Source organism: Pseudomonas paraeruginosa (genome assembly GCF_003025345.2).
Lineage (GTDB): Bacteria > Pseudomonadota > Gammaproteobacteria > Pseudomonadales > Pseudomonadaceae > Pseudomonas > Pseudomonas paraeruginosa.
Genome location: NZ_CP020560.1, coordinates 2,412,422 through 2,431,512, shown reverse-complemented (window position 1 = coordinate 2,431,512; position 19,091 = coordinate 2,412,422). Strand labels below are relative to the sequence as shown.

Annotated in this window: 16 protein-coding genes; 7 read left to right on the top strand and 9 right to left on the bottom strand. The window is 67.1% G+C overall.

Going from position 1 to position 19,091, the window contains the following annotated elements; genetic code table 11:
- Nucleotides 1-3: 3 nt before the first annotated feature.
- From nuoI to B7D75_RS11760, 7 genes are all read left to right on the top strand, one after another.
- A complete protein-coding gene (nuoI, locus tag B7D75_RS11790) occupies nt 4-552 on the top strand; it encodes an NADH-quinone oxidoreductase subunit NuoI (RefSeq protein ID WP_003090467.1) in 549 nt (182 codons plus the stop codon).
- An 11-nt stretch (nt 553-563) separates the two neighbouring features.
- Complete coding sequence (gene nuoJ / locus B7D75_RS11785; protein WP_003090473.1) at nt 564-1,064, top strand: NADH-quinone oxidoreductase subunit J; 501 nt, start codon at nt 564-566, stop codon at nt 1,062-1,064.
- A gap of 45 nt (nt 1,065-1,109) precedes the next feature.
- The gene (gene nuoK / locus B7D75_RS11780; RefSeq protein ID WP_003090475.1) at nt 1,110-1,418 is read left to right on the top strand and encodes an NADH-quinone oxidoreductase subunit NuoK; all 309 of its coding nucleotides are present in this window, start codon (nt 1,110-1,112) and stop codon (nt 1,416-1,418) included.
- A complete protein-coding gene (nuoL, locus tag B7D75_RS11775; protein ID WP_034082225.1) occupies nt 1,415-3,262 on the top strand; it encodes an NADH-quinone oxidoreductase subunit L in 1,848 nt (615 codons plus the stop codon). The genes nuoK and nuoL overlap by 4 nt, the downstream gene beginning before the upstream one ends.
- Before the next feature lie 27 nt (nt 3,263-3,289).
- Complete coding sequence (gene nuoM / locus B7D75_RS11770) at nt 3,290-4,819, top strand: NADH-quinone oxidoreductase subunit M (protein WP_107114030.1); 1,530 nt, start codon at nt 3,290-3,292, stop codon at nt 4,817-4,819.
- A 7-nt stretch (nt 4,820-4,826) separates the two neighbouring features.
- Nucleotides 4,827-6,287 carry an NADH-quinone oxidoreductase subunit NuoN gene (gene nuoN / locus B7D75_RS11765; RefSeq protein WP_033996686.1) on the top strand — a complete coding sequence of 487 codons (1,461 nt, stop codon included), beginning with the start codon at nt 4,827-4,829 and terminating at the stop codon, nt 6,285-6,287.
- A gap of 115 nt (nt 6,288-6,402) precedes the next feature.
- Nucleotides 6,403-7,212: a class I SAM-dependent methyltransferase gene (locus tag B7D75_RS11760; protein WP_034082230.1), complete on the top strand. Its 810-nt coding sequence runs from the start codon at nt 6,403-6,405 to the stop codon at nt 7,210-7,212.
- A 12-nt stretch (nt 7,213-7,224) separates the two neighbouring features.
- Here the strand turns inward: B7D75_RS11760 and B7D75_RS11755 are convergent, their stop codons facing one another.
- From B7D75_RS11755 to B7D75_RS11715, 9 genes are all read right to left on the bottom strand, one after another.
- Nucleotides 7,225-9,132 (bottom strand): sensor histidine kinase, encoded by a 1,908-nt coding sequence (locus B7D75_RS11755; RefSeq protein ID WP_107114029.1) that lies wholly within the window; start codon nt 9,130-9,132, stop codon nt 7,225-7,227.
- A 64-nt stretch (nt 9,133-9,196) separates the two neighbouring features.
- Nucleotides 9,197-10,555, bottom strand: a complete 1,359-nt coding sequence (locus tag B7D75_RS11750; protein WP_012075434.1) for a sigma-54-dependent transcriptional regulator — start codon at nt 10,553-10,555, stop codon at nt 9,197-9,199.
- 29 nt (nt 10,556-10,584) lie between these two features.
- Entirely contained in the window at nt 10,585-11,718 is a 1,134-nt protein-coding gene (locus B7D75_RS11745; RefSeq protein WP_053813778.1) for an OprO/OprP family phosphate-selective porin, read from the bottom strand.
- 32 nt (nt 11,719-11,750) lie between these two features.
- Nucleotides 11,751-12,707 carry an esterase-like activity of phytase family protein gene (locus B7D75_RS11740; protein ID WP_107114028.1) on the bottom strand — a complete coding sequence of 319 codons (957 nt, stop codon included), beginning with the start codon at nt 12,705-12,707 and terminating at the stop codon, nt 11,751-11,753.
- A 55-nt stretch (nt 12,708-12,762) separates the two neighbouring features.
- On the bottom strand, nt 12,763-13,608 hold the full coding sequence (locus tag B7D75_RS11735) for a polyphosphate polymerase domain-containing protein (RefSeq protein ID WP_107114027.1): 846 nt from the start codon (nt 13,606-13,608) through the stop codon (nt 12,763-12,765).
- An 11-nt stretch (nt 13,609-13,619) separates the two neighbouring features.
- Entirely contained in the window at nt 13,620-14,204 is a 585-nt protein-coding gene (locus B7D75_RS11730; RefSeq protein ID WP_003154306.1) for a DUF4956 domain-containing protein, read from the bottom strand.
- Nucleotides 14,205-14,541: 337 nt separating this feature from the next.
- Nucleotides 14,542-15,600: an AI-2E family transporter gene (locus B7D75_RS11725; RefSeq protein ID WP_012075430.1), complete on the bottom strand. Its 1,059-nt coding sequence runs from the start codon at nt 15,598-15,600 to the stop codon at nt 14,542-14,544.
- Between the two features lie 157 nt (nt 15,601-15,757).
- The gene (locus B7D75_RS11720) at nt 15,758-17,443 is read right to left on the bottom strand and encodes a methyl-accepting chemotaxis protein (RefSeq protein ID WP_107114026.1); all 1,686 of its coding nucleotides are present in this window, start codon (nt 17,441-17,443) and stop codon (nt 15,758-15,760) included.
- Nucleotides 17,444-17,556: 113 nt separating this feature from the next.
- The gene (locus B7D75_RS11715; protein ID WP_012075428.1) at nt 17,557-18,882 is read right to left on the bottom strand and encodes a Na+/H+ antiporter family protein; all 1,326 of its coding nucleotides are present in this window, start codon (nt 18,880-18,882) and stop codon (nt 17,557-17,559) included.
- Nucleotides 18,883-19,091 lie beyond the last annotated feature (209 nt).

Genomic DNA, 19,091 nt, shown 5'->3' with positions numbered 1-19,091 from the left:
ACCGTGATCAAAGAAATCATCAACGTCGTGCATGGCACCTTCACCCAGCTTCGCAGCCTGGTGATGATCTTCGGCCATGCCTTCCGCAAGCGCGACACCCTGCAATACCCGGAGGAGCCGGTCTACCTGCCGCCGCGCTACCGTGGCCGGATCGTCCTGACCCGCGACCCCGACGGCGAGGAACGCTGCGTGGCCTGCAACCTGTGCGCCGTGGCCTGTCCGGTCGGCTGCATCTCGCTGCAGAAGGCCGAGACCGAGGACGGTCGCTGGTATCCGGAGTTCTTCCGCATCAACTTCTCGCGCTGCATCTTCTGCGGCCTGTGCGAGGAAGCCTGCCCGACCACCGCGATCCAGCTCACCCCGGACTTCGAGATGGGCGAGTTCAAGCGCCAGGACCTGGTATACGAGAAGCACGACCTGCTGATCTCCGGTCCGGGCAAGAACCCGGACTACAACTACTACCGCGTTGCGGGGATGGCGATCGCCGGCAAGCCGAAAGGCGCCGCGCAGAACGAAGCCGAACCGATCAACGTGAAAAGCCTGCTGCCATAAGGAGACGTCGCGTGGAATTCGCTTTCTATTTCGCTGCCGGCGTCGCCGTCCTGGCCACGCTGCGGGTCATCACCAACAGCAACCCGGTGCATGCCCTGCTCTACCTGATCATTTCCCTGCTGGCCATCTCGATGACCTTCTTCAGCCTCGGCGCACCCTTCGCCGGCGCCCTGGAGATCATCGTCTACGCCGGCGCCATCATGGTTCTGTTCGTCTTCGTGGTGATGATGCTCAACCTCGGCCCGGCCGTGGTCGAGCAGGAGCGCAAGTGGCTCACGCCCGGCATCTGGGTCGGGCCTTCGGCCCTGGCCCTGGTCCTGCTGGTGGAGCTGCTGGTGGTCCTGGCCCGCACCCCGAGCGGTGCCGGCATCGGCCATACCACGGTAGACGCCAAGGCGGTCGGCATCAGCCTCTACGGCCCGTACCTGCTGGTGGTCGAACTGGCCTCCATGCTGCTGCTCGCGGCCCTGGTCGCTGCCTATCACCTGGGTCGTCAAGACGCCAAACAATAAAGGTTCGGCGGGCGCCCTGCGCCCGCCCCAAGGGAACGTAACGCTATGAACGCAATACCACTGGAACACGGCCTGGCCCTCGCCAGCGTCCTGTTCGCCCTCGGACTGGTCGGCTTGATGGTGCGACGCAACATCCTGTTCGTACTGATGAGCCTGGAAGTGATGATGAACGCCGCCGCCCTCGCCTTCGTGGTCGCCGGCAGCCGCTGGGGCCAGCCCGACGGCCAGGTGATGTTCATCCTGGTGCTGAGCCTCGCGGCCGCCGAAGCGAGCATCGGCCTGGCGATCCTGCTGCAACTGTATCGCCGCTTCCACACCCTCGATATCGACGCTGCCAGCGAGATGCGCGGATGAACCTTCTACCTCTTACCTTCCTGTTCCCCCTGGTCGGCTTCCTGCTGCTGTCGTTCTCCCGCGGCAGGTGGTCGGAAAACCTTTCCGCGCTGGTCGGCGTCGGCTCGGTCGGCCTCTCCGCCCTGAGCGCGGCCTGGGCCATCTTCAGCTTCCACAGCACTCCGCCGGAAGGCGGCGCCTACAGCCTGGTGCTATGGCAGTGGATGGCCGCCGGCGATTTCAGCACCAGCTTCACCCTGTACCTGGACGGCCTCTCGGTAACCATGCTCGGCGTAGTTACCGGCGTCGGCTTCCTGATCCACCTGTTCGCCTCCTGGTACATGCGTGGCGAAGCCGGCTATTCGCGCTTCTTCGCCTACACCAACCTGTTCATCGCCAGCATGCTGTTTCTTGTACTGGGCGACAACCTGCTGTTCCTCTACTTCGGTTGGGAAGGCGTGGGCCTGTGCAGCTACCTGCTGATCGGCTTCTACTACAGCAATCGCAACAACGGTAACGCGGCGCTGAAGGCGTTCATCGTCACCCGTGTCGGCGACGTGTTCATGGCCTTCGGCCTGTTCATCCTGTTCCAGCAGTTCGGCACCCTGAACATCCAGGAACTGCTGGTGCTGGCGCCGCAGAAGTTCCCGGAAGGCAACCTCTGGCTGACCCTGGCGACCCTGGCCCTGCTCGGCGGCGCGGTCGGCAAGTCCGCCCAGCTGCCGCTGCAGACCTGGCTGGCCGACGCGATGGCCGGTCCGACCCCGGTCTCCGCGCTGATCCACGCCGCCACCATGGTCACCGCGGGCGTCTACCTGATCGCCCGTTGCCACGGCCTGTTCACCCTGGCCCCGGACATCCTCGAACTGGTCGGCATCGTCGGCGCGGTGACCCTGGTCCTGGCCGGCTTCGCCGCCCTGGTGCAGACCGATATCAAGCGCATCCTCGCCTACTCGACCATGAGCCAGATCGGCTACATGTTCCTCGCCCTCGGCGTCGGCGCCTGGGACGCGGCGATCTTCCACCTGATGACCCACGCCTTCTTCAAGGCCCTGCTGTTCCTCGCCTCTGGCGCGGTGATCGTCGCCTGCCACCACGAGCAGAACATCTTCAAGATGGGCGGGCTGTGGAAGAAGCTGCCGCTGGCCTACGCCAGCTTCGTGGTCGGCGGCGCGGCGCTGGCCGCCCTGCCCTTCCTCACCGCGGGCTTCTACTCCAAGGACGAGATCCTCTGGGAGGCCTTCGCCAGCGGCCATCGCGAACTGCTGATCGCCGGCCTGGTGGGTGCGTTCCTGACCTCGATCTACACCTTCCGCCTGATCTTCGTCGCCTTCCACGGCGAGCCGAAGACCGAAGCCCACGCCGGCCACGGGATTTCCCACTGGCTGCCACTCAGCGTGCTGATCGTCCTGTCGACCTTCGTCGGCGCCCTGATCACCCCGCCGCTGGCCGGCGTCCTGCCGGAAAGCGTCGGCCACGCCGGTGGCGAAGCCAAGCACAGCCTGGAACTGGCCTCGGGCGCCATCGCCATCGCCGGCATCCTGCTGGCCGGCCTGCTGTTCCTCGGCCAGCGCCGCTTCGTCGGCGCCCTGGCGAAGAGCGCCCCGGGTCGCTTCTTCGGTACCTGGTGGTACCACGCCTGGGGCTTCGACTGGCTGTACGACAAGCTGTTCGTGAAACCCTACCTGCTGCTCTGCCAACTGCTGGGGCGCGACCCCATCGACCGTACCCTGGGCGTCGTTCCGTTCAGCGTGCGCGGCGGACACAACCTCCTCAGCCTCACCGAGAACGGCCGCCTGCGCTGGTACGCCGCTTCCCTGGTGGGTGGCGCCGCCATCCTGCTCGGCGCGCTGCTGCTGGCCTAACGAATTCACGGAGAGACTGAGCCTGTCATGATTCTGCCCTGGCTAATCCTGATCCCCTTCATCGGCGGTTTCCTCTGCTGGATCGCCGAACACAGCAGCAAGACCCTGCCCCGCTGGATCGCGCTGCTTTCGATGACCCTGGTCCTGATCCTGAGCCTGTGGATCTGGGCCACCGGCGACTTCCAGCTGGCGCCCGCGCCTGGCGGCGAGCCGGAATGGACCCTGCAGTTCAAGGTGCTGTGGATCGAGCGTCTCGGCATCAGCCTGCACCTGGCGATGGACGGTCTGTCGCTGCTGATGGTCGCCCTCACCGGTCTGCTCGGCGTGCTCTCGGTCCTCTGTTCCTGGAACGAGATCCAGCGCCGCATCGGCTTCTTCCACCTGAACCTGCTGTGGATCCTGGGCGGGGTGATCGGCGTGTTCCTCGCCATCGACCTGTTCCTGTTCTTCTTCTTCTGGGAAATGATGCTGGTGCCGATGTACTTCCTCATCGCGCTGTGGGGACACAGCTCCGATGACGGCAAGAAGACCCGCATCTACGCCGCCACCAAGTTCTTCATCTTCACCCAGGCCAGCGGCCTGGTGATGCTGGTGGCGATCCTCGGCCTGGTGTTCGTCAACTTCAACGCCACCGGCGTGATCACCTTCGACTACGCCACCCTGCTGAAGACCCAGTTGAGCCCGCACGTGGAATGGCTGCTGATGCTCGGCTTCTTCGTCGCCTTCGCGGTGAAGATGCCGGTGGTGCCGGTGCATTCCTGGCTGCCGGACGCCCACGCCCAGGCGCCGACCGCCGGTTCCGTTGACCTCGCCGGCATCCTCCTGAAGACCGCCGCCTACGGCCTGATCCGCTTCGCCCTGCCGCTGTTCCCCAACGCCTCGGCGGAGTTCGCGCCGATCGCCATGTGGCTCGGCATCATCGGCATCTTCTACGGCGCCCTGCTGTCCTTCGCGCAGACCGACATCAAGCGCCTGGTGGCCTACTCCAGCGTTTCGCACATGGGCTTCGTGATGATCGGCATCTACTCCGGCAGCCAGGTCGCGCTGCAAGGCGTGGTGGTGCAGATGATCGCCCACGGCCTCTCCGCCGCGGCGCTGTTCATCCTCTGCGGCCAGCTCTACGAGCGCCTGCACACCCGCGACATGCGCAAGATGGGTGGCCTGTGGTCGCGCATGCCGTACCTGCCGGCGATCAGCCTGTTCTTCGCCTCGGCGTCGCTGGGCCTGCCCGGCACCGGCAACTTCGTCGGCGAGTTCCTGATCCTGATCGGCGCCTTCAAGGTGGTCCCGGTGATCATCGTGATCGCCACCTTCGGCCTGGTCTTCGCCTCGGTCTATTCGCTGATCATGATCCACCGCGCCTACTTCGGCCCCAGCCAGTCCGACGAACCGATCCTCGGCCTCGACACCCGCGAACTGAGCATGGTGCTCGGCCTGGCGGTGCTGCTGGTCCTGCTCGGGGTCTACCCGCAGCCGGTGCTGGACATCTCCGCGGCCAGCATGCACGGCGTGCAGCAATGGCTGGGCGCAGCCCTTTCCACCCTTGCAGGACGGTAGTCGCGAAATGACCTTTACGATCCAACACTTCATCGCGCTCCTGCCACTGCTGATCACCAGCGCCACCCTGGTGGTGGTGATGCTGGCGGTAGCCTGGAAACGCAATCACTCGTTCACCGCCACCCTGTCGGTGATCGGCCTCAACCTGGCCCTGCTGTCGATCCTGCCGGTCCTCGGCGTCACCCCGATCGAGGTGACCCCGCTGGTGCTGGTGGACAACTACGCCTGCTTCTACATGGCCCTGGTGCTGGTCTCCGCCCTGGCCTGCGTGACCCTCGCCCATGCCTACATGGAAAGCTACCCGGGCAACCGCGAGGAGTTGTACCTGCTCCTGCTGCTGGCCACCGCCGGCGGCCTGGTGCTGGTCAGCGCGCAGCACCTGGCCAGCCTGTTCATCGGCCTGGAGCTGCTCTCGGTACCGGTCTACGGGATGGTCGCCTACGCCTTCTTCAACAAGCGTTCGCTGGAGGCCGGCATCAAGTACACCGTGCTGTCGGCCGCCGGTTCGGCGTTCCTGCTGTTCGGCATGGCCCTGCTCTACGCCGAGTCCGGCACCCTGAGCTTCGCCGGTCTCGGCGCCAAGGTCGCCGAGCACGTGCTGAGCGGTCCGCTGGTCGGTGTAGGCGTGGGCATGATGCTGGTCGGCCTGGGCTTCAAGCTGTCGCTGGTGCCCTTCCACCTGTGGACCCCGGACGTCTACGAAGGCGCCCCGGCGCCGGTCTCGGCGTTCCTCGCCACCGCCAGCAAGGTCGCGGTGTTCGCCGTATTGCTGCGGCTGTTCCAGATCGCCCCGGCAGCCCTCGACAACCAGTTGCTGAACATTTCCCTGAGCGTGATCGCGGTCGCCTCGATCCTCTTCGGCAACCTGCTGGCGCTGACCCAGAGCAACATCAAGCGCCTGCTCGGCTATTCGTCGATCGCCCACCTGGGCTACCTGCTGGTCGCCCTGATCGCCAGCAAGGGCATGGCGGTGGAAGCGGTCGGTGTCTACCTGGCGACCTATGTGCTGACCTCTCTCGGCGCGTTCGGCGTGATCACCCTGATGTCCACCCCGTACAGCGGCCGCGATGCCGATGCGCTGTTCGAGTACCGCGGCCTGTTCTGGCGCCGGCCGGTGCTGACCGCGGTGATGACCGTGATGATGCTGTCACTGGCGGGCATCCCGCTGACCGCCGGCTTCATCGGCAAGTTCTACGTGATCGCGGTGGGCGTCGAGTCGCACCTGTGGTGGCTGATCGGCGCCCTGGTGCTGGGCAGCGCCATCGGCCTGTACTACTACCTGCGGGTCATGGTCACCCTGTTCCTGGTCGAGCCGGGCATCCGCCAGCACGACGCGCCGTTCAACTGGGGCCAGCGCGCCGGCGGCATCATGCTGGTGGCCATCGCCCTGCTGGCATTCTTCCTCGGCGTCTACCCGCAGCCGCTGCTGGAGATCCTCCAGCATTCCGGCCTGGCCCTCGCCGGCTGAGTCGCCCGCTCCACGAAAAACCCCGCCTCGGCGGGGTTTTTCTTTGGCCCGTCCCACGCCCCCTCCCCCGCTGCCATGGCATGCTCCGCGCTCCATGGATGAACCCGGAGGCCTCATGCCCACCTTCCACGATATCGACATTCTGCGACACAACAGCGCCAGTTGGGACGCCCAGGCCGCCCGTGACTGCGAATGGTCGCGCCCGGTCGGCGCCGAGGAGGTCGCCGCCGCACGCCGCGGCGACTGGGCGGTGAAGCTGACCCCGGGCGCGTTACCCGCTCACTGGCTGGGCGACGTACGCGGCCGCGAGATCCTCTGCCTGGCCTCGGCCGGCGGCCAGCAGGCGCCGATCCTCGCCGCCGCCGGCGCACGGGTCACGCTGTTCGACGCCTCGGCGGGACAGCTGGACAAGGACCGCCAGGTCGCCGCCCGCGACCGCCTCGAACTGGCCTGCGTGCAGGGCGACATGCGCGACCTCTCGACCTTCGCCGATGCCTCCTTCGACCTGGTCTTCAACCCCATCTCCAATCTCTACGTCGACGATGTCCTGCCGGTCTGGCGCGAATGCGCGCGGGTGCTGCGGCCGGGTGGCAAGCTGCTGGCGAGCTTCTACAACCCGGCGCTGTTCATCGAGGACCGCTCGCCGGAACTGGCAGAGCAGGGCCTGATCCGGCCGCGACATCGCCTGCCCTACTCCGACCTGGAAAGCCTCTCCGCCGAAGCCCTCGCGGCGAAGCGCGAGAAAGGCGAAGCACTGGTGTTCGGCCATAGCCTGACCCAGCAGATCGCCGGCCAGCTCGCCGCCGGCCTGCTGCTGCAGGATTTCTACGAAGACTGGCAACCGCACCCGCGCTTCGTCATCGACCGCTTCATGCCGACCTTCCTCGCCACCTGCGCGCTCAAGCCGTACCCCAGCGCGGCATGAACGCGCCGGCACTCAGTCCGGGATGGGCAGGCGCAGGCGCATGACCGCGCCACCTTGCGCGGCGTTGCCAGCCTCGATCGAGCCCTTGTGCTCTTCGACGATGCGCTGGACGATGGCCAGGCCAAGCCCGGTGCCTTTGCGTCGCCGGGTGAAGAAAGGATCGAAGATGAACGGCAGGTCTTGCGGCGCAAAGCCGGCGCCGGAATCCTCCACCCGGCACTCGGCCAAGCGCTGGCCGTTGTCCGCGAGCATCCTGGCGGCCACCGTCACCTGGCTGCCGGCCGGCGCGTGCTGCACCGCATTCTCGATCAGGTTGACGAAGACTTGCAGCAAACGGCCATGATTCATCGGCAGTGCGCCGTCGCAACCGTCCACCCGCTGGACGATGTCCACGCCCGCCGCTTCGGCGGCCGGGCCGCAGATGCGCGCCGCCTCGGCGATGACCTGGCCGAGGCGGCCGCTGGCGAACGCCTCGCCCGGTGGACGGCCGTATTCGAGCAGGTCCGTCATCAACTTGTTCAGCCGTCCCACCTCGCGGCGCAGCACTTCCCGGTGGCGCTCGCCGCCCCTGCCGCCGTTGGCGCTCGCCTCCAGCGCATCCAGGGTAGAGGAGATGCCGAACAGCGGATTGCGCACCTCGTGGGCGACGCCCGCCACCAGGCTGCCCATGGCCGCCATCGCCTCGCTTCGGCGTAGCTCCGCCTGCAGCTTTTCCCGTTCGCGCTCGGAGCGTTCGCGTTCCGCGATCTCCTCGCGCAGCTCGGCGACCGTCAGCCGCAACCTCCGCTCGCTGTCCTCCAGCAGTCCCCTGGACACCGTGCTTTCCTGCAGCCGCGCCACCATCCGGTTGAACTGCCGGGCGAGGTCATCGAACTCATCCCTGCCCCGCTCGGCGATGCGGTAGTCGAGGTCGCCCGCACCGATCGCCCGGGTTCCCGACGCCAGCGTTCGCAACGGCCGGACGATCGCCAGCACCAGCGAGGCGCCGACGGCCAGCGCGACCAGCAGGTAGAGGGGAATCGCGTAGCGCAGCATGTCCAGCACCCGCAGCGCGATTCGGTCCGCCTCTTCCTGCGGAGCCGTCAACCCCTTCGCCGCCAGCGGCTCGACCTCCTCGTCGCAGACATCGTCGATGTGTTCCTGCAGCCTGGCGAATTCCCTGGCAAGGGTATGCAGGGCGTCCTCGCCGGCGAGCCATTCCTCGACGCCACTCCTGACCAGAACGCGCAGCGCCTCGACCTCGTCCCCGCGCCGCCGCGCCGCCATCCCCAACGGCAAGCGGCGATAACCCGAGACGGCCCGCTCGAGCGCGTCGAGGCTCTCCAGCACCTGGCGCGTCGCCAGCGGCGTCGGCCCGTGCGCGAAGGCGGAAAGCCGGGACGCCGTGTTCGCCGCCTGCGCCTCCAGGTTCGCCAGCGCGGCCAGCGCCCGCCTCCGGTCCGGCTCCCGCCCCGGCAGCGTCGAGGCCTGGGGCTGGCCGGCGACCGCCTCGATCCGCTGCAGCTGGCCGGCCACGCGCGCGAAGACGCGGTCGAGGCGGTCCCTCCTATCCATCAGCGTGGCGCCGATCCTGGTGAGCTTGCCGAAGTCGCTGGCGAGGTGGCGTCCCAGTTCGATTTCCCGTCCGCTCCTGCTCAACCGCATGTAGCTGGCGTGATAGCGGGCAAAGTCGTCGCTGTCGTTCACGGTCTCCGCGCGGATCTCCGGATCGGGCCGGGCCAGGTACTGCAATACCCCGAACGCGTACTCGCCGACGTTCTTCTCCATCTCGAGGGCGGCGATGCTGAACGGCGCGCCGATGCGCTCGAGCCTGGTCAGGTGCCCGACGACCTCCTCCAGGCCGCGGTAGACGTAGAGCATCGATACCACGCCGAACACCACGATGATCGCGATGCCCGCGTAGATCCTCGCCTTGACCATGTCGCGCTCCTCCCTGCCGCGCCGTGAATTCCGCATGCCGGCGCCCAGGCGCCGGCATGCGGGCTCAGCCGGGTTCGTTCTGCGCTGCGACGATCCCGTGCATCTTGATCTTCTGGTAGAGCGTGCTGCGCGGAATGCCGAGGCGCAACGAGGCCTGCTCGACCTTGCCGCCCACTTCGCGCAGCACCCGCTTGATGTGCTGCCGCTCGACCTGTTGCAGCGTCAGGCTGGTATCGCTGGCCGGCGCATCCTGGAGGGCGACCGGCTCGAAGCGCAGGTCGCGGCGGCTGATGGTATCGCCAGCGCACAGCAACGCCGCGCGTTCGAGCACATTGCGCAGCTCGCGGATATTGCCCGGCCAGGCGTAGCCACGCAGCGCCTGTTCGGCGTCCTCGCTGAGCCGCGCGCTGCGGCCGGCATCGCCGGCCAGGCGCTCGAGCAGCATCCGCGCGAGCATGGGGATATCCTCCTGGCGCTCGCGCAGCGCGGGCATGGTCAGCGGAATGCTGCTGATCCGGAAGTACAGGTCGCTGCGGAAGGTCCGTGCCTTGACCTTGTCGGCGAGGTCCTGGTGGGTGGCGGCGATCAGCCGGATGTCGACTTCACGCTCGCGTACCGCGCCCAGGCGGCGAAAGCGCTTTTCCTCCAGCACCTTGAGCAGCTTGGGCTGCACGCGCGGATCGACATCACCGATCTCGTCGAGGAAGACCGTGCCGCCATCGGCGATCTCGAGGATGCCCTGCTTGCTGGCGCTCGCTCCGGTGAAGGCGCCCTTCTCGTGGCCGAACAGCTCGGTTTCCAGGAAGTCCGGCGACAGGCCCGCGCAATTCAGGTCGACGAAAGGCTCGTCGGCGCGCGGACCGTGCCGATGCAGCCACTTGGCCAGCAGGCTCTTGCCGGTGCCGGTCTCTCCGAGGATGAGGATCGGGCTGTCGCTGCCCATCAGCTTCTCGACCTGCTCGGCCAGCTTGCGGATGGCGGGACTCTCGCCGAACAGCGGGTCGATCCGCTCGCGCTTCTCGCGGGTCGCGGCGACCCGCTGCTGGCGCTGCAGCCGGCGGTTGTCCAGCAGGCGCGTGAGGATGGCGTGCAGCGCCGGCATCTCGATCGGCTTGGTGAGGAACTGCTCCGCGCCCTCCTTGATCGCCTGCACGGCGAGGTCGATCGAGCCGTAGGCTGTCAGAACGATCACCGGCACCTCCGGCTCGACTCGCCGGAAGTCGCGCAACAGGTCCAGCGCGCTGCCGTCATGCAGGCGATAGTCGATGACCGCGACATCCGGCGGCGACGCCTGGAACAGCTCGCGGGCCCGCTGGCAGCTGTCGGCATCGACCACGCCGTAGCCTCGCGACTCGAGGAACTCGCGCATGCCGAAACGGATGCTGTCCTCGTCGTCGACGATCAGTATTCGGGTTCTCGCCAAGATTGGTCTCCACGAGGGCCAGCGCCCCCCTAAAACGCCAGCTGCGTGCGCAGCGCGAGGATCTCCGGGTCGTCCCTCCTGCCCCGGCGCTCACTGCGCACGTCGATGTAGTCGAGCATGATACGCAGGTGCTTGGTGGCGTAGTAGTTGACGCCCAGCGCCAGGTTGCTCTCCTCGCCCCCCCGCAGCCTGCCATCGTCGAGGTCGAGATGGCTGTAGCGCGCGACCAGCTCCCAGGCGCCACCCGGCCGCTGCAGCGGAACGCCCCTGAACCGACCGTTCCTGTACTGGCGAGACTCACCGGTGAGCAACCAGCTGCCCATCACGTACCAGCCCCGCAGGTGCGCATCGGGGCTGCCGTGGCTGCGCTCCAGCGCGGCGCGCATCCATTCCGCCTGCAGCGAGAGCGGGCCGGAGCGCCAGGCGGCCTCGAGCCCGCCGCGCTCGATACGCTCGACATCGCGCAGCGTGCCGGTGTTCAGCAGCTTCACGTCCGCGACCCTGGATTCCGGCCGCGCATTGAACTTGACGTCGCCCTTCGGGCGTTCGAACACCGCGGCGAGGCCCAGGTGCAGCAGGGTTCCGCCCGCGCCACCATCAACCGGGGTGAAGGTCGCCCGCGCCGCGGCACCGCGGCCCTGGTCGCCGCCATCGATGGAGGAGCCGAAGCCCATGGCCGACAGGGTGTAGCGCTCGCGGTTCCTGCCGAGTCCCGCGCCAAGCCGCCGCGCCGGAGCGAAGGCGGCGGTCGGCAATGCCCGTTCGATGAAGCCGATGTTGTTCGAGCTGGTCAGTTCCTCCAGCCCGAACGGCACCTTGAACTGGCCGATGTCTATATCGGCAGGCTTCCAACCCTCGTAGCGAAGCGCGACGTCGTCGAAGCCATCCTTGAACCTGCCCACCTTGGTGGAACCGTCATCGGTGACCTGATAGGGATCGGCAAAATCGTAGGAAAGCTCGAACGACCAGTCGTCAACGAGCCTGCCGTCGACACCCAGCTTCGCACGGCGCACGAGGAAGCCATTGTCCAGCGGCTTGACGTCGGCCCGGTGCGCCGCGTAGTCGAGATGCAGGCGGCCGCCGAGCTTGATCTCGAACGCGCCCGCGTCTGTCACCGCCGCCAGGCATGCCATGGGCAAAGCGAGCAACAGGGTCTTCTTCATGCCGCGCTCCGCCGGAATCCGTGGTTGGCTGCTCATGGCCGGGCCACCAGCACGAAGAGCGTGTCCCGGTTGACCAGGCCGGCGTTGTCGCTGACCAGCAGGATGTGGCGGGAGTCGAGCAGGGTCATGCCCTCGAAGTTGTCCGGCCCGACGGGAAGGATGGCCAGGACCTCGGCGGCGCACAGGCCGTCCGCGCCACAGGCGGCGAGATCGATGCGGCGCACGCTGGCCGACAGCGCGTCCTTCGAGCCCGCCTTGTTGCGCTCGAGAACGACCAGGCTGCCATCCGGCAGCACGTCGATCGCCTTGAGCCGGCTGCCGGGCGACTGCCGCGCGAAGGACCAGTGCCGCCCCCTGGCGTACACCACATGGCGCTCGTCCGGCTGTCCCAGCAGCGGCGACTCGGGGGCGGTCAGGAGGCCGTGCGCGGGATGCATCGCCACCGCCTCCAGGCCGCGGCCCTTCTTGCGATAGAGGTTCAGGTCGGCGGCTGGCGACGGTACTTCCAACTCGCCCAGCAGACGGCCATCAACGCTGAAGCGGGCGAGCCTGGACGGTTTGCCTTCCAGCGCGACGACGAGTTCGCCAGCCGCCCGGCCGTTCGCCGCATCGAGCAGCGCCAGGCCTTCCGCATTGAATTCCCCGGCGTTGCCGCCAGCGCCTTGCGCATCCAGCAGGGCGCTGGCGGCGATCGGCTCGAGCTCGGCGAGCGTGTCACCGTCGAGGCGCAGGCGGAAATGGAACAGGTGGCCGGTGTCGGATACGGCGTACAGGCGTTTCTTCTCCGCGTCCCAGGCCAGGCCGGAAAGCTCGCTCAGGAGGACGCCGTCCACCTTCGCGGTGGAGGGGAAGGCGAAGCGCGTCGGATCGGAGCGCACGCTGGATGGCGCCGGTGCGGAAGATGTCCTGGCGACATCGGCGTCCCGGTCGCAGGCCGTCAATAGTGCGAGACTGGCCAGGATGGCGGTCGGCAGTAGTTTGCGATGCATGGGTTTTCCTTGCGTGGGTGGACAGCCTGGCAGGAGGCAGGATGCGGTTCGTGGCTCACGGCCACGCGGCGCGGACGGGAAGCGCGTCGAGCTTGCGCAGCGCGGGCAACAGCTTGTTGTACTTGCCGACCCTCCCCAGCGCGGCCAGGCTGACGCAGTACTTGGACGCGCCATTGGTGGGATGCTGGTGCAGGGCGCGGAGAATCTTGTCGGCGATGCCGTTGGCGTTGCCCGACTTGGTCTCGACGATGACCAGGTCGTCGTCTATCCGGCAGGTGCCGGAGGCATCCATGAACACCAGGCCACGGTCGATGGTCATGCGCTCGCCGCCCTCCCTGGCGACCAGCGTCGTCCTGCGGTAGCGCATCCACACGACGGGCTCCAGCACCTGCTCGAACGCGCGACCGTAGAGTTCGCGGTAGGCCGCGCGGATCTGCGCCTCGCTGCCTTCGTCCAGCCTCCCGTATTGCTCCAGCGGGCAGGCCACGCGGCGTTTCTCGGTCTGCCCGCGCTTGCCCTTGAGCTTGATCTCGGCGAAGCACAGGCGGGCGTCGACGTAGCGACGCATGCGAATCTTGCAGCGCTGGCGGCGGCCACGGTGGTGGTCGAAGTAGCTGGTGTGGGCGGGATCGTCGAAATAGCAGGTGTCGTAGGTGAAGTCGCGCGTCCCGTCGATCTCGAGCATGTCGAAGCGTTCGGCCAGTTCCGTCCAGGCCGGCGCCAGGCATTCCTCGCGAACCACGTACTTGTTGTCGCGGCGCACCAGCATCGAGGCGGTGGCATTGAGCCGTTCGAGGCCGATGGCGCGGAACAGCTGGTCCGGACGGGCCGGGCAAGCCTCGTCGGCTCGGGACACCGCGCGGCGCGGGGCGAAGGCGAGCGGCTCGGTATGCAGGTTCATGGCGGTCGTCCTCAACGTTTGCGGTAGAAGACCCGCATGCTGGCCGTGTCATTGAGGTAATCGATGGAGCGGACCTCGTAGGACACCACTTCCACGCCGAGCCGCTCGGCGATGTCGGCGTTCATCGCCGCGGGGTCGGAGAGCGCATGCACGTTGATCTGGTCGAAGGTGATCTTGATGTTCTCCACCGAGCGCAGGATCCGTGGATGGTCGAATACGTAGGCGCCCAGCAGCACTAGCAGCACCGTCGCCGCGATCAGCGGCAGCGTGGTGCCCTGCACCGAGCAGATGACCGCGATGGCGACGCTGCCGAAGAAATAGGTGATCTCGATCTTGCTGATCGGCTCGGAGCGCAGGGTGAACAGCGCGAGGATGGCGAACAGGCCGAAGCCGGCGGCGACGCTGAACTCGACGCTGGAGAGGATGGTCAGCACGGCGAACACGAAGATGTTGAACAGCGCCGCGGCGGTGACCAGTTCCTTGTCCTGGTGGCGCCGGTAATACATGCCGAAGATCAACACGAGTGCCGCGACGATGTCGATACAGAAGCGGGCCAGTAATTCGAACAGGGGGGTGTGAAGGAAAGCTGATAGCAAGGTTCTACTCCGATATGGGCGAAATGCCGTGTTTCGGAGCCAGATAGCAGGCCGCGTGCCAAACCAGGCAAGCGCCCTCAGGCCTTCATTAAAAGGCCTTTATTATCAATAAGATAAAAATTAAACCCGAGGCCTTCGGCACGCCTCGCAGCGCTCGCTGCGGCCATCCGAGAGGGAGGGATTCCAGGATCCGGACCGGATTCTGGATTTCATAAAACCGGGCGCTTCCTCCGTGCCGACAGCGCCTGCGCAACGTCCTCCGGCGGGGAGCGCACCACGAAAAAAGCCGTGGCTGGAGCCACGGCTTCTTCTGCTTCGGCGCGCGGCGCGCCCGCGATCAGGCCAGCGGTTCCTCCTCGCGCCCGGTGAACAGGTCCCAGCTGGCCATGAACAGCGCGGCGATCAGCGGACCGATGACGAAACCGTTGAGGCCGAACAGGGCCATGCCGCCGAGGGTGGAGATCAGCACCACGTAGTCCGGCATCTTGGTGTCCTTGCCGACCAGGATCGGGCGCAGGATGTTGTCCACCAGGCCGATCACCACCACGCAGAACAGGATCAGCACCACGCCCTGCCAGATCGCCCCGGTGAGCAGGAAGTAGGCCGCCACCGGCGCCCAGATCAGCGCCGCGCCGATCGCCGGCAGCAGCGACAGGAAGGCCATCAGGGTGCCCCAGAGCAATGCGCCCTCGATGCCCAGCAGCCAGAAGATCAGGCCGCCGAGGGCGCCCTGGGTGGCGGCCACGGCGATGTTGCCCTTCACCGTGGCGCGGATCACCGTGGTGAACTTGGCGAACAGATGGTGCTTGTGTTCCTGGCTCAGCGGCACCGCCTGCTTGATCCGCCGGCCGAGCACACGACCGTCGCGCAGGAGGAAGAACAGCAGGTAGAGCATGATGCCGAAGCTGATGACGAAGTCGAAGGTGTTCTGGCCGATGCTGAACGCCTTGGTCGCCACCACCTGGCTGGCCTGCATGGCCACCGAGGAAAGCTTCTCCTGAAGGCTGGCGAGGTTGGTCAGGTCGAAGCGCTCCAGCCACTGGTGCACCGAGGGCGGCAAGGCGGCCACCGCCTGCTGCAGGTAGGCGGCGAAGTTCAGCTCGCCGGACTTGACCCGCTGGTAGACGCTCGCGCCTTCCTGCACCAGCGAGCCGGCGATGAAGATCACCGGGATGATCACGATCAGTACGCAGATCGACAGGGTGATCAGCGCCGCGAGGTTCTTCCGGTCCTTCAGGCGCACCTGCAGGCGGCGCTGCACCGGGGCGAAGATGATCGCCAGGATGGTGCCCCAGAACACCGCGCCGTAGAACGGCAGCAACAGCCAGCCGAAGGCGAGCGTGACCACCGCCAGCAACAGGAGAAAGGTCCGGGATTCCAGTTTCGTGTCGAGCATGTCCAATCCGTCTGGCAGTGGGAAGCAAAGCATTAGTCAGCCGGCGGGCGCGGATCGTTCACGCGCGCCGGTCGGCTTCGCCGAATAATGACAGGAAGGCTCTGTGGCGCACCACTGCCGGCTGGCTCTTTTGCCGGCAGCGGTCACGCGGGAAGGCTCAGATGCGGAACTGCCCGACCAGCCGGCCCAGGCCCTGGCCCAGCTGCGCCAGGTTGCGGGCGGTCTGCGCGCCCTGCTGGGCCTCGTCGGCGACGCTGTCCACGGCGCCGGCGATCTGGTGCACGCTGCGGTTGATCTCCTCGGCCACCGCGGTCTGTTCCTCGGCGGCGCTGGCGATCTGCGCGTTCATCGCGTTGATGGTGGCGATCAGCTGGGCGATGGCGTCCAGCGAGTCGCCGGCCTGGTTGGCCTGGCTGCTGGTGCCCTCCCCGGCCTCGCCCGAGCGGCGCATGGCGTCGACCGCGGCGTTGGTGCCCTGCTGCAGGCGATCGATCATGCCCTGGATCTCCTGGGTGCTCTGCTGGGTGCGGCTGGCCAGCGCGCGCACCTCGTCGGCGACCACCGCGAAACCGCGCCCGGCCTCGCCGGCGCGGGCCGCCTCGATGGCCGCGTTGAGCGCCAGCAGGTTGGTCTGCTCGGCGATGGAGCGGATCACCCCGAGCACACTGACGATGGACTGCACGTCCTGCTGCAGGCTGTCCAGCGAAGTGCCGCTGTCGCGGATCTCGCCGACCAGCGCATGGATGCGCTCGATGCTGCCGTCCACCACGCGCTTCGCCGCCTGGCCTTCGTGGTCGGTCTGCTGCGCGGCCTCGGCGGCGCGCTGGGCGCTCTGCGCCACTTCATGGGCGGCGGCGGACATCTCGTTGATCGCGGTGGCGACCTGGTCGGTCTCGTGGCGCTGGCGCTCCATGGCCTGCTCGGAGCGCTCGGCCTGGGCCGACATCTGCTCGACCAGTTGCTTGAGGTCGCCGGTCATCCCGGCGATCTGCCGCACCAGGCCGTGGATCTTCTCGACGAAGCGGTTGAAGGATCCGGCCAGTTCGCCCAGCTCGTCGTGGCTGGTCACCGGCAGGCGACGGGTCAGGTCGCCCTCGCCGGCGGCGATGTCGTCGAGGTTCTGGCGGATCTGGTGCAGCGGCCGCAGCATCGCGTTGGCCAGCGTCAGGCCGACCACCAGCAACACCACCAGGAGCACGCCGGCGATGCCGACGATGCTGGCGATCAGGGTGCCGATGCGCTCGTCGATGGCCTGCTTGATCTCCCCCAGCTGCGCCTCGACGCCGTCGAGGTTGATCGCCGAGCCGATCACCATGTCCCACTTCGGCAGGTACAGGGTGTACGACAGCTTCGGCACCATCACGCTCTCGTTGCCCGGCAGCGGCGAGGTGTAGGTCACGTAGTGGCTGCCGTTGCGACCCGCCTCCACCAGCTCGCGGTTGAGGTACACGCCGCTGGGGTCGCGGCGGTCGCGGAAGCTCTTGCCGACGTCGACCGGGCTGTCGCCGCGAAACAGGCGCACCACCTGGGAGTCGTAGCCGAAGATGTAGCCGTCCTTGCCGTACCTGATCTTCGACAGGCGGGCGATGGCCTCGGTGCGGGCGTCAAGGTCGCCATTGGCCGAACGGTCGTACTCGGCCTGGATGCTGCCCATGGCGATCTGCACGTAGTGTTCGAGTTCGGCGCGGCGGTCGCCGAGCAGGCGCTCGCGGGTTTCCTTTATTTCGGCATCGGCCTGGTTGTGCAGGATCAGCACCGCCCCGCCGCTGAGCACCAGGGCGAAGAGCAGCACCGGCACCATGGCCAGCAGGAGGACTTTGGATTTCAGGGTCAGACGCATCATCAACTCCTAGCATGACGCCCAATAAAAAACGGGATTCCCGATTCATCGGCAATCCCGTCGGAAGCTTAAGCGGCCGGCCCGACATTCCGTCAGGCGACCGCCTGGAACGGAACTCAGAGCAGCATCGCAGCGGCCCAGCCGAACACCAGCAAGGGCAGGTTGTAGTGCAGGAAGGTCGGCACCACGGTGTCCCAGATGTGGTTGTGCTGGCCGTCGACGTTGAGCCCGGAGGTCGGCCCGAGGGTCGAGTCCGAGGCCGGCGAGCCGGCGTCGCCCAGGGCGCCGGCGGTACCGACGATGCTGACGATGGCCAGCGGGCTGAAGCCCAGCTGCACGGCCAGCGGGACGAAGATCGCGGCGATGATCGGCACGGTGGAGAACGACGAGCCGATGCCCATGGTCACCAGCAGGCCGACCAGCAGCATCAGCATGGCGCCGACCGCCTTGCTGTTGCCGATCCAGGCCACCGAGGCGTCGACCAGGCTCTGCACCTCGCCGGTGGCCTTCATCACCTCGGCGAAACCGGCCGCGGCGATCATGATGAAGCCGATGGTGGCCATCATCTTCATGCCTTCGGTGAACAGGTCGTCGGCCTCCTTCCAGCGCACCACGCCGGACAGCGAGAAGACCACGAAACCGACCAGCGCGCCGATGATCATCGAGTCCAGCCACAGCTGCACGACGAACGCGGCGACGATGGAGACCCCGGCCACCGCCAGGCTCTTCGGGTTGTAGGCGACATCGACGCGTTCGGCCCGCTCGATCTTCTGCAGGTCGTAGGCGCGCTTGCGCCGGTAGCTGAACAGCACCGCGACGAGCAGTCCGGCGAGCATGCCCAGGGCCGGGATGAACATGGCGTGGGTGACGTCGATCCCGCTGATGTCGACGCCGTTGCGCGCCACGTTGGCCAGCAGAATCTCGTTTAGGAAGATGTTGCCGAACCCTACCGGCAGGAACATGTACGGGGTGATCAGGCCGAAGGTGATGACGCAGGCGATCAGCCGGCGATCGATCTGCAGCTTGCTCAAGACATAGAGCAGCGGCGGCACCAGCAGCGGGATGAAGGCGATGTGGATCGGCAGGATGTTCTGCGAGGACACCGCCACGCAGAGCAGCAGGACCACCAGGATCCACTTGAACGCGCCGGTGCCCTTGCCCTGTGCATCGTGCCGGCCGAGCAGCGCCAGGACCCTGTCGGCCAGCGCATGGGCCACGCCGGAGCGGGCGATGGCCACGGCGAAGGCGCCGAGCATGGCGTACGACAGGGCCACCGTGGCGCCCCCGCCGAGGCCGCCGTTGAAGGCCTTCAGGGTGCCCTCCAGACCGAGGCCGCCGAACAGTCCGCCGACCACCGCGCCGATGATCAGCGCCAGCACGACATGCACACGGCAAAGGCTGAGGACGAGCATCAGCCCTACCGCCAGCACCACTGCGTTCATCGTTGAACTCCTTGCGAATGAAACGAAGCCGGCCGTTTGCGGCCGAAAAAAGGGGCGTACTCTGCTACAGCCGCCCGCCCCTGTCAAAGCCGCGCATAGGCGAATGTCGCCTGGCTATGATCCGTTGTGCACGCTTCTTGCCTGCCATTCGCCGAACGACGGCATTCCGGCGCCAGTCAACAGGCCACTGTCAAGAATGGAAGCGCCCT